Below are 14,073 nucleotides of genomic sequence, written 5' to 3' on the forward strand. Positions count from 1 at the left end.
GAAGATCTGTGAAGTGTGATAGGCAAGGGGCTCCGCGCTTGATCGCCAACCGATGAAGCACGGCACTACGAAGCCGGTACTGTCAGGTAGGCAGAAATTCTGTCTCCTTCCTTTCCTTACCAATGAAGACACCGCGAACGGGCATCCATTGCGCGCAATTTCGCCGCATCCAGCAGCGCTGGCAGCACCTTCCGGCGACCGGGTCATGCGGCTATGCGAATTAGAGTCAATTAACGTGACGCGTCACGCCCGGCTGCGCCCCTACTACTCAATGCCCCTGTGCCAGACAGGGCGCCGGCCCAGCAACGACGGGGTTGCGTGCATTCCCATATCGCAATCCAATTCCAGGAGTCATCAGCTTTACGGCGCATCCGACTGGCAGGCGGCTTGCCTGAGGTCCGGCGCCCGCGCGGAGTGAGGGATGTTGACGGAAGCCAGCCGGACCTCGGCCTGTCGCATACGCCCTAACGGTGGCGCTACTAACCACTGACAATAGGAGGCGGACTTGTGTCACAAATGCAGCCGATACCCTTGCAGTCCGGGGCTCCAGCTGTTTTTCGTCATATGCAACGATTCTGAAAGTGTTGAAAGTGGTGTCGGCATCAGCCCTACTGCATTGGCATCGCGCACAACCGGGCGTATTCCTTTGCGTGCCACCGGAAACGGGTGGCCGGGATTCGAAACCCCGGTTCTACGCTGAAGTAAACGCTTGCCAGCCGGCATCACCCGTCAGGTGGTGCCGGCTGGCAATCCGTCGGCCGGCTATGGCGGGCGGTGCGCGGAGGCCTTGTGCCTGCCGGTTTAGCGTAGACCGGGTTTCGAACCTCGCACCGTCCGCCACCTTTATCGGTGGCGGCTTCTGCATGCACGCAAGGAGCCCAGCCATGACCCAGCCCCAGTCCCCTGCCCCGCACTCGATCCACGATGCGCCCGCAAACGGCCCTGCGTTGGACCCGAACAGCCTCATCGCTCTGCTGCACAGCATCGGCTCCGGCGCCGCATCCGATGGTCAGCCGTGGCCGGAACGCCATCAGATGCCCGGCCGACGCATCGCCCTGGCGGATACCGACTGCTCGCTGGCCGGCCTTCGCGTGGTGTTGGAGATCCTGCTGGCCGCGCAGCGCGCCCGCGAGAACGGCGAGCTGGAACAGTACGTCGGCCCGCGGGTGATGGAGGGCCTGATCATGGCAGGACTCGGCCTCACCGCACACGCCAGTACGCGGCTGCATCCGGAGGGCTGAGTGGCGTGGTGCCGCTGGGCGACCATGGTGCTTTGCCTTGCAGTGGTGGTTGCGGTACAGATTCAGTGGCCGGTGCCGCCGAGGCCTGAGCAGCTCGCATTCCAGAGCATCCCTGACGATCGCTTTTCACTGCTTCGCCGACAGGCAAGGCAGTTTGTGGAAGCGCGGCCACAGCAGGGCTTTGAGTTCGTTGAACAACGTCAAGACGCCACTTTGCAGATCTATTGCAGGGGCGTCCCGGTGCTGTGGGTGGAGAGGCGCTCGCACTATCTGCTCCTGCAGGTTTCACTGGACGCCCGGCAGCGGGCGCCCGACGTTGTGCGGTTGCGGGCGCTTCTTCAATGGCAGATGGAACCGGTGGACTACTTGTAGCAGGTGTTGGCTGGTGTGCCGGAGCCTGTCTTGATGGATCGGGTGCGGCGGGCCCTTGCTGGCGAGGTGCCTGATGGCGCGCGGTGCGGCAGGCAGTAGTCGAGCAGGGCTCGACCCTACAAAGGCGTTGGCTGGGAGGGTTCGGGTTCGGGTTCGTGGATGGAACCCTCCAACAAGGCAACGTAGGTGTCCAGCCGGGTGCGTAAGCTGATCAACATCCAGCCCACGACATACAGCAGTACCATGCCAAAGATCAGCAGTGCTCCGAGCAGACTGACGTCAAACACGCTCGCCCAATCGCCCCATTTCCATCCGCGGAACTGTACGTAGAGCGCGATCAATAGCGGAAATGGCCCAAGGCGCTGCAGCCCGCCATACATCATGCCCATGCGCTCAATCATGTTTGTGCGCAAGGTGCTGACGAACTTGAGTCGCCGCTCGCGCTGGACGCGCGGGAATCCGCGAAGCTCGGTCACCACCGATTGCCAGTGAGCAAAGTCTTCATCCATCTCCCGGGCGTGCGAGAGCCGAGGCTGGCTGAACTGGCGAATGCCTCTGCGGGCGGCCAAGACGCCCCCGACAATGAAACCTCCGATTTCGATTGCCAGGCAGGCAATAACCACTTGGAGCACTGTGCCAGCAGGCAGCCATCGATCCGGAAGCTGAGCAGTCAGAACGCCGGTGATTGCCGCACCCACGCCGATGCGAAACGCCCACGTCTCCACCCTGCCCGCCCTGGGGTAGATGCTGTGCTCAACCAGCCCCTGCACCCGCTGGTAGAGCCAGTGGAATGTCAGTTCCTGCGAATCGGTCTTTGCCGGAGGATCGAATCCGCCCCCTGCCTGCATGTCCATTGCGCCCCCTTGCCCGCCGGCGCGGATGCCGGCGGTCTCATCGTACCCGAGCGCGCTTCGGATGGTGCCTCAGCGGGAATCACATACCCAGCTCAGACAACCCCGGGTGATCATCCGGGCGACGCCCCAGCGGCCAATGGAACTTGCGGTCACTTTCCTTGATCGGCAGGTCGTTGATGCACGAGAAACGGCGCTGCATCAGGCCGTCCTCTCCGAATTCCCAGTTTTCGTTGCCATAGGAACGGAACCAGTTGCCGGAGTCGTCGTGCCATTCGTACGCGTAGCGGACAGCAATGCGGTTTTCGGTAAAGGCCCAGAGCTCTTTGATCAGGCGGTACTCGAGCTCCTTGTTCCATTTGCGTGCCAGGAACTGCCGGGCTTCCTCCCGGCCATTGGTGAATTCGGCGCGGTTACGCCACTGGGTGTCGAGCGAGTAGGCAAGCGACACCCTGTCGGCATCGCGGGAGTTCCAGCCATCCTCGGCAAGGCGCACCTTCAGCGTGGCCGATTCAAGGGTGAACGGAGGAAGCGGCGGACGGGGGTGTTCAGCGGACACGGGGGGCCTCCAATCGAAATGGATACACGGGTTGCTTCAAGGGATCTGGCGTACTCAGGCGCTAACGCTTGGCCTGTTCCAACAACAGCTTCGCGACATCCTTCGCGGTGTCTGCGGCGTCGAAATCACCCGTCACGCGCGACAGGGTGATGGCGCCTTCCATCAGGACCAGCAGCTGGCGAGCCAAGTCCGCCGGCTGCTCCACATCCAGTTGTCCGGTAAGTTCCAATGTGTAATCGAGCAGCTTCTGCTTGTGATCACGCGCGATCTGCCGGATCGGATCGGCCGGGTCGCCGACCTCGCCCGCAGTATTGATGAACGCACAACCGCGATAGCCCTCGGACTGGAACCAGTTCCTGAGCACGGTGAACATGCCGAGGATGCGCGCTTCCGGAGTGTCCGCCTTGTCGCACTCCTGCCGGAACCAGGCCAGCCAGCGCACATCGCGCGCCTTCAACGCGGCGGCGGCCACGTCGTCCTTGTTCTGGAAATGGCGGTAGATGCTCTTCCGCGCCACGCCTGAGGTCTTCACCAGCAGGTCCATGCCGGTGGCGTGGATCCCGTTCTGGTAGATCAGTGCCTCGGCCGTGGCCAGGATCCTCTGTTGGGTGTCGGTGGTGGCCTTGCTCATGGCCACAAGGTAGAACGATCATTCTCCCTCGTCAACAGGCGGTGGCGGGCGATTCGTGCGCGCACATCTGTGCAAGACGATCTATCAAGAAATCCGGACAGTGCATCACCCGGACGCCTGGTTGCAGGCGCAAAGTACGTCTCACCACCCACCCATGAGAGTTCCCGCATGAATACCCTCGCCCGCTCACTGGCCGTTGCCGCCCTCGCCCTCTCGGTCCAGGCCGGCCTGTCCGCACAGGCCGCCGAACCGGCCAAGCCGGCGGCGGCCACCGCCATCGCGCGCACCGCCAGCTACATCACCACCGCTGATGGCGTGCAGCTGTACTACAAGGATTGGGGTCCAAAGGACGGCCCGGTCGTGACCTTCAGCCACGGCTGGCCGTTGAATTCGGACAGCTGGGAATCGCAGATGCTCTTCCTGGCCAATCATGGCTACCGCGTGATCGCGCATGACCGTCGTGGCCACGGTCGTTCCAGCCAGCCGTGGGACGGCAACGATATGGATCACTACGCTGATGACCTGGCCACGGTGATCAATACGTTGGACCTGCACGATGTGACCCTGGTGGGTTTCTCTACCGGTGGCGGCGAGGTGGCGCGCTACATCGGCCGGCATGGCACCGGGCGAGTGAAGAAGGCCGTGCTGATCAGCTCGGTGCCGCCGTTCATGCTGAAGACCGCCGACAACCCCAACGGCCTGCCGATCGAAGTGTTCGATGGCATCCGCAAGGCACAGATGGACAACCGCGCCCAGTTGTACAAGGACATTCCGTCGGGCCCGTTCTATGGCTTCAACCGCCCGGGCGCGAAGGTGTCGCAGGGGCTGATCGATGCGTGGTGGGCGCAGGGCATGCAGGGCGGCCACAAGAACACCTACGATTCGATCGCTGCGTTCTCGGCCACCGACTTCCGCGCGGACCTGAAGAAGTTCGATGTGCCAACGCTGGTCATCCACGGTGATGACGACCAGATCGTACCGATCGATATCTCGGGCCGCCAGTCGGCAAAGCTGATCAAGGGCGCCAGGCTGATTGTCTACCCGGGTGCGCCGCATGGCCTGACCGACACCCACAAGGACAAGGTCAACCAGGACTTGCTGACGTTCCTGCAGGAAAAGTGAGCAACAGGGGGCTCCGGCACTGCGCCGGAGCCCGTTTCATCCTGCAGGGTGCCGCCTCCATGCGGCCCTTTTCGTGTCGGACATCGGCAGCCGGGCATGGCTCGGCTCCGCACAGGTCCCCGCAAAGACGAACTCAGTCCGCCCCGCCCCGCGCGTTGCGCCGCAGGGACTGCGGGGGCTGGCCGAAGGCGCGCAGGAACGCTCTTCGCATGCGTTCGGTGTCAACGAAGCCCGTTTCGGCCGCGACTTCATCCATCGTGTAGCGGCTCTGCTCGATCAGCACGCGAGCGGCCTCCACGCGCAGGCTCTCCACCGCCTTCGCAGGGGATTGCCCGGTTTCTTCGCGGAACGCGCGACTGAACTGACGCGTGCTGAGATGTGCGGCCTGCGCCAGTTCTTCAACCGACAAGGTGGCGCGCAGGTTGCCACGCGCGAAGGTCAGCGCATTCTGGATGCGATCGGACCGGGCATCCAGCTCGAGCAGCACCGAATGCTGGGACTGCCCGCCTCCACGGCGGTGATAGACCACCAGCTTCCGGGCCACCGCCCTGGACAACTCCGCACCGAAGTCGTTCTCGATCATGCCAAGCGCCAGGTCCAGCCCCGCGCTCATGCCGGCGGAAGTCCAGATCGGGCCATCGGTGATGAAGATGCGATCTTCCTCCACCTGCGCGGCGGGAAAGCGCTGCTTGAGCACACGGGCGTGGAACCAGTGCGTGGTGGCGCGCCGCCCGTCCAGCAGCCCCGCTTCGCCAAGAATGAAGGCGCCTGTGCACACCGACGCGGTCCGGCGCGCGCGCGTGGCCGCCTGGCGGATCAGTTCGATCAGCGTGCCGGTGGACGGGGCTGGCTCCAGCAGGCCGGCCACGATCAGAGTATCCAGCGGCTGCTGAGCCAGCGGCGCCGTCTGCATGGCCATGCCAAGCGAGCTGGGCACCAGCCCGCCCTGTTCGGAGAGCATGTGCAGATCGTAAAGGCGCGCGCCTTCGGTGGCATTCGCCAGTTCGAAGGCGGACGCAGCCGCGATCGCCATGGTCTGGAACCCGGATGGCAGGACAAATCCAACACTGAGCATGACGGTTTTTCAGGGGTGGCCGTAAACGAGGTATATACGACATTTACGCCATTCACAAGCCGGCCTAGATTTGGCCCTGACCCCGGCGACGCCCGCCGCTTCGGACTGACCACCGTGAACAACCCTACCCCTCAAGGCACCGCTCTCATCACCGGCGCATCGTCAGGCATCGGCGCGGTCTATGCCGATCGCCTGGCCCGCGCCGGATACGACCTGATCCTGGTTGCGCGACGCGGCGACCGCCTGCGCCAACTGGCCGAAGCACTGGCCCGCAGCACCGGCCGCGCAGTGGACATTGTCGCGGCCGACCTGACCACCTCCGACGGGCTTGCCGAAGTTGAGAAGGTCATTCGAGACCGAGCGGATATCCGACTGCTGGTCAACAATGCCGGCATCGGCGCAACGGCTCCCCTGCTGCAGTCGGACATCGGCGAGATGGAGCGTATGATCACGCTCAACGTAAACGCCGCGATGCGCCTGGCCTACGCCGCCGCCCCGGTGTTCGTGGCCCATGGCCGGGGCACGATCATCAACATCGCCTCCATCGTCGCATTGGCGCCCGAGCTGCTCAACGGCGTCTACGCGGGAAGCAAGGCGTTCGTTCTGGCGTTTTCGCAGTCGCTCCACCATGAGCTGGCCGACAAGGGCGTGCGCGTCCAGGTTGTGCTGCCGGGGGCCACCGCAACGGACTTCTGGCACCTCTCCGGCCTGCCGGTGGAGCACTTGCCGCAGGGCATCGTGATGAGCGCCGAGGACATGGTGGATGCATCCCTGGCCGGGCTGGCACAGGGCGAACGTGTGACCATTCCGGCGCTTCCGGACATCGCTGAGTGGGACGCCTTCGAGCATGCACGCAAAGCCATGGCGCCGGGGCTTTCGCGTGCGCAGCCGGCACAGCGCTATATGAGCAGGGTCTGACCGGCAAACGGGTTGCAATGCCCGGTGCAGGGGATGGAGCGATGGCCGGGCGGCGTCGCGTTGAGCGCTACGCTCCCCGCCCTGCTGATTGTTAACGCGTGTTGCCTGAAGGTTTGACGCCACGTTGCCCCGCCCTTGATGGGGCCGCTCACAGCGCACTCCTATGCTGGGCCGGCCACCTGAGGGGTGGTGATCAACCTGGAGATTCACCATGCAACGCGATCAGAAAGACCTCCCCCACCCGGACGCGGAAGCGCAGCACCCCGATCCTGTCAGCCCGCTGCAGGCAAAGCTGCACAACCACCGCAATCATGACGAAGCGCTGCAGGAAACCTTCCCTGCCAGTGATCCGATCTCCCCCTTCGTCGCCGCGCCAACGCCGGAAGAGCAGGCCAAGCGCCTGGGTGAGCGGGTCAGGCTGCCAGATCGTCGAACGGATGAGGAGGCCGCGGGAGGTGACGAGTGATCCGGCGCGGCTTCGCCCGGGTCGCGGCCGCGACGGCACGATTGTCCGGCAGCCTGGGCGCATTCGTCGCGGCGCTGGGGGTCATCATCACCTGGGCCGCCAGCGGGCCGGCCTTCCACTTCAATGATACGTGGCAACTGGTGGTGAACACGGGAACGACCATCGTGACCTTCCTGATGGTGTTCCTGATCCAGCATACGCAGAATGCCGATACGGCCGCGCTGCACATCAAGCTGGATGAACTGATCCGGGTCAGCAAGGACGCCAACCAGGAGTTGTTGAACCTGGAGTCGATGGAACCGGCGCACCTTGAAGAGATTCGCCAGCGTTACGAGGCACTGGCGAAGACCGCTGCAGACATCAAGTCCAAGAAGGAACGCTGCATGCCCTGCGAGGCGGATGCGGCCGCCGAAGCCTGAGGGTCACCGCTGCAGCGGCTGCTCTGCCTGCAGCGGTTCTGGCGTGAGGCCCTGCCGGGCGGGGCCTTCCAGCAGCGCCCCGGTGGCGGAAAAGCGGCTGCCATGGCATGGGCAATCCCATGTGCGTTCATGGCCATTCCATTGGACAACGCACTTGAGGTGCGGGCACAGCGCCGACATCGCATGCAGTTGACCGTGCTCATCGCGGTAGACGGCGGTCCGCTTTCCATCCACGTCCAGCAGTGCGCCACAGCCACGGCTTAACTCGCTGGGCGAGTGCGACGGCGCAGCACCAAGGCGATCTCCCACCATGTGCCGTGCAACCGTGCCATTGGTACGGGCCCAGCCGGCCGCCGAGCGCACTGGCGTGAAGCGCATGGGGCTTAGCAGCTTCTCGATCTCGCTGGTCGTGCCCATGATTCCCTCGGTGATCGCACGAGCGGCCACGCCCGCCCAGGTCAAGCCATCGGGACCATAGCCGGTGGCGACCCATACATTGTCGTGCGCGCTGCTGCCGATGTAGGGCAACTGGTCGGCTGCACGGAACTGCTGCGCCGACCAGCACAGCGGCTCGCCCTGCACGGTGAAGTTGCGACGCGCGTCGGCGACCAGATGCTGTGCCGGATCCATCACCGGGGTTTCGCCGGTGCGATGTGTCTCGCCGACCAGCACCAGCCAGTCGCGGCCATCAGTACCGCGCACCCCGCGCAGCGAGCGGTGCCGATCGGCGATCCAATGAATACCTGCCGCTGGCGGATTGGCAACCGGCACCGCCACGCCGTACTCGCGGTACACCTCCATCTCGGCCTGCACCAGGTTGAACCCTGCTGGCGAGTGGGTGGCGAGCACGAAGTGCCTGGCATGGATGCGGCCGCCAAAGGCGGTGGCAACGCCTGCTGATGCCTCGATGCTGTTGATCTGGGTCCAGTCGTGGATGCGCACCCGGCCCACCAGGTGTCGCGCCAGCTCCCTGCAGAAGGCCGCCGGATCCAACTGCGCCTGATCGGGAACACGGAACGCGTGGCCCAATGCGAATGGCAGACCTGACTGCTGGTGTTCGCACTGCAGGCCCACGCGCTGATAGGCCTGCAGCTCACGCTCGAATCGCGTCGTCACCTCGCGCGTGCGCTCCTGCATGCCGTACTGCATGGCCACGCGTTCGAAGCCGCAACGCAGATCGTAGCGATGAACCAGCGTCTCGATGGCGCGCAGCGCCTGCTGCCGCCACTGCACGATGCGACTGGCCGTGTCGCCGCCCCAGCGCGAGACCAGTTCTGCCAGCCGGGAGACGGGCGCGTAAAGATTGCCCGTGGACATCACCGTATTACGCCCGCCGATCGGCCCCGCATCGACCACCAGCACATCCAGGCCGCTATCCGCCAGGCGGGCCGCTGTCAGCAGGCCGGTCATGCCGGCGCCCACCACCAGCACGTCCGCGCGCGTCGTGCCGGCAAGGGGGCGGAAGCAATGCGACTCGGTGTCAGCTGACCATAAGCTGGCGCGCGGGAACGGTTCGGACATGAAAGGGATCCTTGCAGCTTCAGCTGGGAGGCCTCTCTGATACGCCTTGCCGGGTGAAACGAGGGTGGCGCGGCCGTGCAGATGATGCTCACGCGCTGCGACGATCAACGCCATGGTCAAGGCCAGATGAGCGCTGCGTGGGCAACACGCCTGTGTCGCCTCTGCGAACCGCAACTCTCTGCTTGCAGCGTGGTAGCTAACGTGCCTGGAAGGAGGATCAGGCAGTGAGCACGCACCTGGAAATCGATCTGATGATCGCGCAACTGGACGAACTGCTGCCGACCTGGGCAGCGTTCTACCCCGAGCAGCAGTTCGTCCGCATGCTTGCCGAGGCACTGGACTACATTGCTGCCAGTGCAGACCCGGAGGCCCGGCTGTATTGCGTGATGCGCACCGGGCACCTCAACGCGTGCAGCGGAGAGATTCCATGCGCGGCGCGCTATGGAGGCCGCTAGGCCGGTGGATCACGCCGCGACCGCGTAGGGTTCCACCAACCTGGCCAGGATATCCATCGCCGTCTCGGTTGGCGCATCGTCACCGCTGTGCTGGGCGAACCCTGACCAGTCCGCGCGGGCAAGAAGCTTCAACTGCTCGGGTTGGGTGGGCAGCCAGCGCATCGGCCAGAACGGGAGCCGCCGGTTGCCCACCCTGCCGCGCTGCAACTCGATGAGCCCGGTATGGCTGGAGGCGCCCACCACCCGCGAATACGCCACCCTCAAGCCGTCTTCGGGCCCCTCCATGTACTGCAGGAAGCGGCTGCCGTCGAACAGCAGGACGCCGGTGACGCCGGCACTGCGGTTGAAGCGGGCGGCATCATCGACCAGATCGTCGAGCTTTCCGCTGCCCAGGCCGAACGGATCACCAGCGACGGCTGGGCCCGCTTCGCTGACGTATGCGACTGCCCTGATCGGCATTAACTGCTCCTGTAGCGAATCCCCCCAGATTCCGTGGCCGTAGGATAGGCCAGCTGCGCCCCGCAGTTGTTCCCATCATGTGCATTTTGTGAATCAGTTGGGTTCCAGCTGACAAACGGCATGCAGGACGCCTACACCGCCCATGCCGTGGATCGTTTACGCTTGGGCCAGATGACTCGGGAGCGCCCCATGCCCAATACCGGCCTTTTCCATGTTCTGGAGCTGGACGCTGTTTCCGGCGTGCAGGGTATTGAGCGCGTCAGGTCCATTCGCGTGCGCTGCAACACTTGCGGCGGGATTACACAGTTGTCGGGGGACGCGTTGGGGGCGGTGCCCGGTGGAACGACGCTGGTGTGCGGCGCTTGTCCTTCGCGCCAGACGGTCAGCAACGCGCGGCTGGTCGAATGCGATCATGTCCTGCCCGGCAGCGCGCAGGGATCCGACGCGTAGGCGCGGGCTACGGGTCTGCCTGCGCCCAGCGCGCCAGATTCTGTTTCACTTTCCCGATGCCGGCCCAGGGGTCTTTGCGCCGCCGCTTGAGCTTTGCTGGCACGTCCTTGATCGTGAACGCGTCCGCACGCTTGAGTTTCGCCAGATCGCCCCAGGCGATCGGCAACGCGACCGGTGCGCCCGGCCGCGCCCGCAGCGAGTAGGACGCGACTGCCGTGGCACCGCGCCCGTTGCGCAGGTAGTCGACGAAGATCCGCTTGTTGCGGAGGCTTTTGGTGGCCGTTGCCAGGAATCGCTGGGGCTCGGATTGCGCCAGCGCATCGGCGAAGCCCTTCGCAAAGCGCCTGGTCAGGTCCCAGTCGCATCCCGGGTTGAGCGGCACCACCACGTGCAGGCCCTTGCCGCCGGAGACACGCAGGAACGATTCCAGCTGCAGCTGCGCCAGCAGTTTGCGGATGTCGATTGCCGCCTTCTTGACCTCTGCAAAGGGTACGTCCGGTCCTGGATCCAGATCGAACACCACCCGGTCAGCCTTGTCGGGCGCTTCGGCGTGGCTGCCCCAGGGGTGGAACTCCAACGCGTTGAACTGCACCAGTTCAAGCAGGCTGGCCGCGTCACGCACCACCAGGTAATGGGCGTTGATGCCGCTTTCCTCCTTCAGCCTTACCGGATCGACCAGTTCCAGCCCGGCTGTGTGGTGTTTCTGGAAGAAGCAGGGCTTTGCGGTGCCGCTGGGGCATCGGATGATCGACAGCGGACGATCAACCACTTCGGGCAGGAGGTGCTCCATCACTGCTGCGTAGTAGTCCCATACCTCCTGCTTGGTGTAGCCATCGCCAGGAAACAGGATCTTGCCGGGGGACGAAAGCGCGGGCGGTGTGCGGCCGGTAGCGGGTGATTTTTTCGTATCGCGCGCAGGACGACTGGATGCGGGCTGTCCACCAGAGGCCATGGCCGGCCCGGAGCGATCGGAATCTTCGAGATCGGCGATGTCCTTGTCCGCCCGTACCGCCTTCAGCGATGCCTGGCGCAACAGCTTCTGCCCGCCAATCCCGCGATAGAAGACCTCCACCACGAAACGCGGTGCGAACCAGGTCGCGGCGCGAAGGTCGGTGTCCTGGGTGGGCACGTGCGCCGTCGGCTTGCGGCCGCCGCCGCCTTCGATGCGCCTGCTGACTTCGCCGATCAGTTCGTCCGAGAACCCGGTCCCGACGCGGCCGACGTAGAGCCAGCCATGTTTCGGGTCTGGCCGCGCCAGCAGCAGCGAGCCGAACCCGGTGCGGCTGCCTTTCGGCGCGGTGTATCCGACCACCGCGAACTCGTCGCTGGCCAGCTGTTTGGTCTTTCGCCAATCCTCACTGCGGCCGCTGTGGTAGCTGCGATCGGCGCGCTTGGAAATGATGCCTTCGAAGTGCTGCTCACCGGCCAGGCGATAGGCCTCGTCGCCATCCCCCTGCACATGCGAACTGAACGCCAATGGCCTGCCCTGCCCCTCCAGCACGGAGTGCAGCAGGGCCTTGCGTTCCAGCAAGGGCGCATCGGCGACGTCCACGCCATCAAGATGCAGCAGATCGAACAATGCATACGTCAGGACGCCCTGCCGCTCGCCGGAGAGCGTGGCCTGCAGCAGGTTGAAGTCTTCCTTGGTGCCGGCGCCGGCGATGAGCTCACCGTCCAGTGCCGCCGAGGTGAGCCCCAGTGCCGCGATCGCGTCACGTATTTCAGGCAGCCTGCCGGTCCATTCCAGTGCGTTCCGAGACCACAGCTGCACGTTGCCCTCAGCCACCGTGGCAAGGATGCGGTACCCATCCCATTTGATCTCATGCACCCACTGCGCGCCCTGGGGCGGCGCTTCGCCCAGCTTGGCCAACTGCGGCTCAAACGGCCCGGACGGCGCTGCCGCCTTTTTCGCCTTGCTGAGCGCCAGGGCCTTCTTCGCCCAGTTCTTTCGTCGGGTGCGTGTGGGGGGTACGACCGTGAGTTTCTTCTTCGCGGTCTTTCCGGCCCCGGCACGCTTCAGGTCCTCCGGGGACGCTACAGCAACATCCGCCAGCAGATCGTCTGCCTCGATGTCGCTGGCAAATTCATCGTCATCCTTGAACAGCAGCCACTGTGGCTGGCGCGCAGGCTTGCCGGAACGGACCAGATGCCATCCACCCTTGAGCTTGGCGCCGAACAGCTCGAAGCGTAGATGGCCCTTGGCAAGCTGGGCTTCCGGGTCGCCCTGCGTGGCCCACACACCGTGGTCGAACTGGGCGACATGTCCGCCGCCATACTGGCCTTTGGGAATCTCGCCTTCAAATGCTGCGTAGTCGACGGGATGATCCTCCACCTCCACCGCCATGCGCTTGACCTTCGGGTCGTAGCTGGGGCCCTTGGGAACGGCCCAGCTCTTCAGCGCGTCACCCACCTGCAGGCGGAAGTCGTAGTGCCTGCGGCTGGCATGATGCAACTGCACCACGAAAATGGCGCGTTGGCCTTTTGGCAGCGCCTTGCCCGGTTCGGGCTCCCTGGTCTGGTCAAAACGACGCTTGCGGCGGTACTCGACCAGTGACATGGGCAGCTCCGCGCTACTTTCCCAGGTGCTTGCGTACAGCAGCGGCGGTGGGCCCGACCTCGGCGACCGCAGCCCGAAGTTCCTCGGCTGACACACCCAGCGTCGTGGTCCAGTACTGCAGTTCATAGTCTTCGTTGACGTTGATGCGATCCCGGTCCGGGCTGCCGGTGTTCTTTTTGTCATCGCTCATGGGAGTCTCCACGCGTGATCGGGCGTGAAGTGACCGTACCGGTCGGCCCATGGGCACCAGGCGATGCCACCGTGAAGCGACGGCGAAGGCCTGCCTGTATCGGGACTGCGGCAGGCGGGCGACAGACGCCACCTCGTGAAGACAACGCGCAGGGCTCGCGTTGGCGTTCACATGCCGCCTTCACCTGGCCCCCGCCTGATCGCAACCGGGCGGGACCTACGCTGAGCGCTCCACTCACAGCGGAGCCCAGCATGGCTATCAAGACAGCGGAAGACCTGTTCATCCACGAACTCTCGGATATCTACAGCGCCGAAAAGCAGCTGACCAAGGCCCTCCCGCGCCTGGCCCGTGCGGCCGAGAACCCTGACCTGGCCACAGCATTTGAAACGCACCTGGAAGAAACCCAGGGCCAGATCGAGCGCATCGACCAGGTGGTGGAGGTTCTCGGCATCCGGCTGAAGCGCATCAAGTGCGCGGCGATGGAAGGTCTGGTGGAGGAAGGCAAGGAAGTGATCGACAGCATCGACAAGGGCCCTGTGCGCGATGCCGCCCTGATCGGCGGCGCGCAGAAGGTCGAGCATTACGAGATCGCGTCCTACGGCACCATCGCCGCGCTGGCCAAGCAGCTGGGCTACAAGGACGCCCTTCCGCTGCTGCTGGAGACGCTTGAGGAAGAGAAGGCCACCGACGAGAAGCTCACCCTGCTGGCCAAGGGCGGCGACAATGCCAAGGCGGCACAGGCCGCCTGATCGACGCGCGCCGAAGCCGGCCGCCATGGACGGCGGCC

17 protein-coding genes are annotated in these 14,073 nt (G+C 64.7%); 9 read left to right on the top strand and 8 right to left on the bottom strand.

All coding sequences use genetic code 11. From position 1 onward, the window contains the following. The first annotated feature begins 884 nt into the window (after positions 1–884). Entirely contained in the window at positions 885–1,241 is a 357-nt protein-coding gene (locus AC5P67_RS09090; RefSeq protein WP_150359835.1) for a hypothetical protein, read from the top strand. Beyond that, positions 1,242–1,613: a hypothetical protein gene (locus AC5P67_RS09095; RefSeq protein ID WP_223846406.1), complete on the top strand. Its 372-nt coding sequence runs from the start codon at positions 1,242–1,244 to the stop codon at positions 1,611–1,613. A gap of 116 nt (positions 1,614–1,729) precedes the next feature. On the opposite strand, the gene AC5P67_RS09100 is transcribed toward AC5P67_RS09095, so the two are convergent. From AC5P67_RS09100 to AC5P67_RS09110, 3 genes are all read right to left on the bottom strand, one after another. Then, the gene (locus tag AC5P67_RS09100) at positions 1,730–2,467 is read right to left on the bottom strand and encodes a hypothetical protein (protein WP_150359836.1); all 738 of its coding nucleotides are present in this window, start codon (positions 2,465–2,467) and stop codon (positions 1,730–1,732) included. A gap of 79 nt (positions 2,468–2,546) precedes the next feature. Beyond that, positions 2,547–3,023, bottom strand: a complete 477-nt coding sequence (locus AC5P67_RS09105) for a nuclear transport factor 2 family protein (protein ID WP_150359837.1) — start codon at positions 3,021–3,023, stop codon at positions 2,547–2,549. A 61-nt stretch (positions 3,024–3,084) separates the two neighbouring features. Beyond that, positions 3,085–3,654: a TetR/AcrR family transcriptional regulator gene (locus tag AC5P67_RS09110; protein ID WP_099473252.1), complete on the bottom strand. Its 570-nt coding sequence runs from the start codon at positions 3,652–3,654 to the stop codon at positions 3,085–3,087. A gap of 168 nt (positions 3,655–3,822) precedes the next feature. Here AC5P67_RS09110 and AC5P67_RS09115 point away from each other — a divergent pair, with 168 nt between their 5' ends. Beyond that, positions 3,823–4,776 (top strand): alpha/beta fold hydrolase, encoded by a 954-nt coding sequence (locus tag AC5P67_RS09115; protein ID WP_099473250.1) that lies wholly within the window; start codon positions 3,823–3,825, stop codon positions 4,774–4,776. 133 nt (positions 4,777–4,909) lie between these two features. Here the strand turns inward: AC5P67_RS09115 and AC5P67_RS09120 are convergent, their stop codons facing one another. Beyond that, complete coding sequence (locus AC5P67_RS09120) at positions 4,910–5,809, bottom strand: GlxA family transcriptional regulator (protein ID WP_495214591.1); 900 nt, start codon at positions 5,807–5,809, stop codon at positions 4,910–4,912. A 156-nt stretch (positions 5,810–5,965) separates the two neighbouring features. On the opposite strand from AC5P67_RS09120, the gene AC5P67_RS09125 reads away from it, so the two are divergent. From AC5P67_RS09125 to AC5P67_RS09135, 3 genes are all read left to right on the top strand, one after another. Continuing rightward, positions 5,966–6,769: an SDR family NAD(P)-dependent oxidoreductase gene (locus AC5P67_RS09125; RefSeq protein WP_049450745.1), complete on the top strand. Its 804-nt coding sequence runs from the start codon at positions 5,966–5,968 to the stop codon at positions 6,767–6,769. A 211-nt stretch (positions 6,770–6,980) separates the two neighbouring features. Further along, a complete protein-coding gene (locus AC5P67_RS09130; protein ID WP_099484624.1) occupies positions 6,981–7,235 on the top strand; it encodes a hypothetical protein in 255 nt (84 codons plus the stop codon). Next, positions 7,232–7,654, top strand: a complete 423-nt coding sequence (locus AC5P67_RS09135) for a low affinity iron permease family protein (RefSeq protein WP_005409684.1) — start codon at positions 7,232–7,234, stop codon at positions 7,652–7,654. Before AC5P67_RS09130 ends, AC5P67_RS09135 begins: the two co-directional genes overlap by 4 nt. A gap of 3 nt (positions 7,655–7,657) precedes the next feature. Here the strand turns inward: AC5P67_RS09135 and AC5P67_RS09140 are convergent, their stop codons facing one another. After that, positions 7,658–9,175 carry an FAD-dependent oxidoreductase gene (locus tag AC5P67_RS09140; RefSeq protein WP_315974278.1) on the bottom strand — a complete coding sequence of 506 codons (1,518 nt, stop codon included), beginning with the start codon at positions 9,173–9,175 and terminating at the stop codon, positions 7,658–7,660. Positions 9,176–9,399: 224 nt separating this feature from the next. On the opposite strand from AC5P67_RS09140, the gene AC5P67_RS09145 reads away from it, so the two are divergent. Then, positions 9,400–9,630, top strand: coding sequence for a hypothetical protein (locus AC5P67_RS09145; protein WP_024956843.1), 231 nt, complete (start codon positions 9,400–9,402; stop codon positions 9,628–9,630). Between the two features lie 9 nt (positions 9,631–9,639). On the opposite strand, the gene AC5P67_RS09150 is transcribed toward AC5P67_RS09145, so the two are convergent. Next, positions 9,640–10,089, bottom strand: coding sequence for a BLUF domain-containing protein (locus tag AC5P67_RS09150; RefSeq protein WP_005409687.1), 450 nt, complete (start codon positions 10,087–10,089; stop codon positions 9,640–9,642). A gap of 189 nt (positions 10,090–10,278) precedes the next feature. Here AC5P67_RS09150 and AC5P67_RS09155 point away from each other — a divergent pair, with 189 nt between their 5' ends. Then, on the top strand, positions 10,279–10,539 hold the full coding sequence (locus AC5P67_RS09155) for a hypothetical protein (RefSeq protein ID WP_224482002.1): 261 nt from the start codon (positions 10,279–10,281) through the stop codon (positions 10,537–10,539). Positions 10,540–10,546: 7 nt separating this feature from the next. Here the strand turns inward: AC5P67_RS09155 and ligD are convergent, their stop codons facing one another. Continuing rightward, a complete protein-coding gene (ligD, locus tag AC5P67_RS09160) occupies positions 10,547–13,096 on the bottom strand; it encodes a DNA ligase D (protein ID WP_495214594.1) in 2,550 nt (849 codons plus the stop codon). Between the two features lie 13 nt (positions 13,097–13,109). Next, positions 13,110–13,286 carry a DUF3606 domain-containing protein gene (locus AC5P67_RS09165; protein ID WP_005409690.1) on the bottom strand — a complete coding sequence of 59 codons (177 nt, stop codon included), beginning with the start codon at positions 13,284–13,286 and terminating at the stop codon, positions 13,110–13,112. A gap of 251 nt (positions 13,287–13,537) precedes the next feature. On the opposite strand from AC5P67_RS09165, the gene AC5P67_RS09170 reads away from it, so the two are divergent. After that, positions 13,538–14,035: a YciE/YciF ferroxidase family protein gene (locus AC5P67_RS09170; protein WP_150359842.1), complete on the top strand. Its 498-nt coding sequence runs from the start codon at positions 13,538–13,540 to the stop codon at positions 14,033–14,035. Positions 14,036–14,073 lie beyond the last annotated feature (38 nt).

This window comes from Stenotrophomonas sp. YJH_SMC_21 (assembly GCF_059369555.1).

Coding starts and splice junctions, on each gene's coding strand:
- AC5P67_RS09150 (WP_005409687.1), bottom strand. CDS start 10,089: ATGCCGATCAGGGCAGTCGCATACGTCAGCGAAGCGGGCCCAGCCGTC.
- AC5P67_RS09165 (WP_005409690.1), bottom strand. CDS start 13,286: ATGAGCGATGACAAAAAGAACACCGGCAGCCCGGACCGGGATCGCATC.
- AC5P67_RS09155 (WP_224482002.1), top strand. CDS start 10,279: ATGCCCAATACCGGCCTTTTCCATGTTCTGGAGCTGGACGCTGTTTCC.
- AC5P67_RS09120 (WP_495214591.1), bottom strand. CDS start 5,809: ATGGCGATCGCGGCTGCGTCCGCCTTCGAACTGGCGAATGCCACCGAA.
- AC5P67_RS09090 (WP_150359835.1), top strand. CDS start 885: ATGACCCAGCCCCAGTCCCCTGCCCCGCACTCGATCCACGATGCGCCC.
- AC5P67_RS09100 (WP_150359836.1), bottom strand. CDS start 2,467: ATGGACATGCAGGCAGGGGGCGGATTCGATCCTCCGGCAAAGACCGAT.
- AC5P67_RS09110 (WP_099473252.1), bottom strand. CDS start 3,654: ATGAGCAAGGCCACCACCGACACCCAACAGAGGATCCTGGCCACGGCC.
- AC5P67_RS09170 (WP_150359842.1), top strand. CDS start 13,538: ATGGCTATCAAGACAGCGGAAGACCTGTTCATCCACGAACTCTCGGAT.
- AC5P67_RS09140 (WP_315974278.1), bottom strand. CDS start 9,175: ATGTCCGAACCGTTCCCGCGCGCCAGCTTATGGTCAGCTGACACCGAG.
- AC5P67_RS09130 (WP_099484624.1), top strand. CDS start 6,981: ATGCAACGCGATCAGAAAGACCTCCCCCACCCGGACGCGGAAGCGCAG.
- ligD (WP_495214594.1), bottom strand. CDS start 13,096: ATGTCACTGGTCGAGTACCGCCGCAAGCGTCGTTTTGACCAGACCAGG.
- AC5P67_RS09115 (WP_099473250.1), top strand. CDS start 3,823: ATGAATACCCTCGCCCGCTCACTGGCCGTTGCCGCCCTCGCCCTCTCG.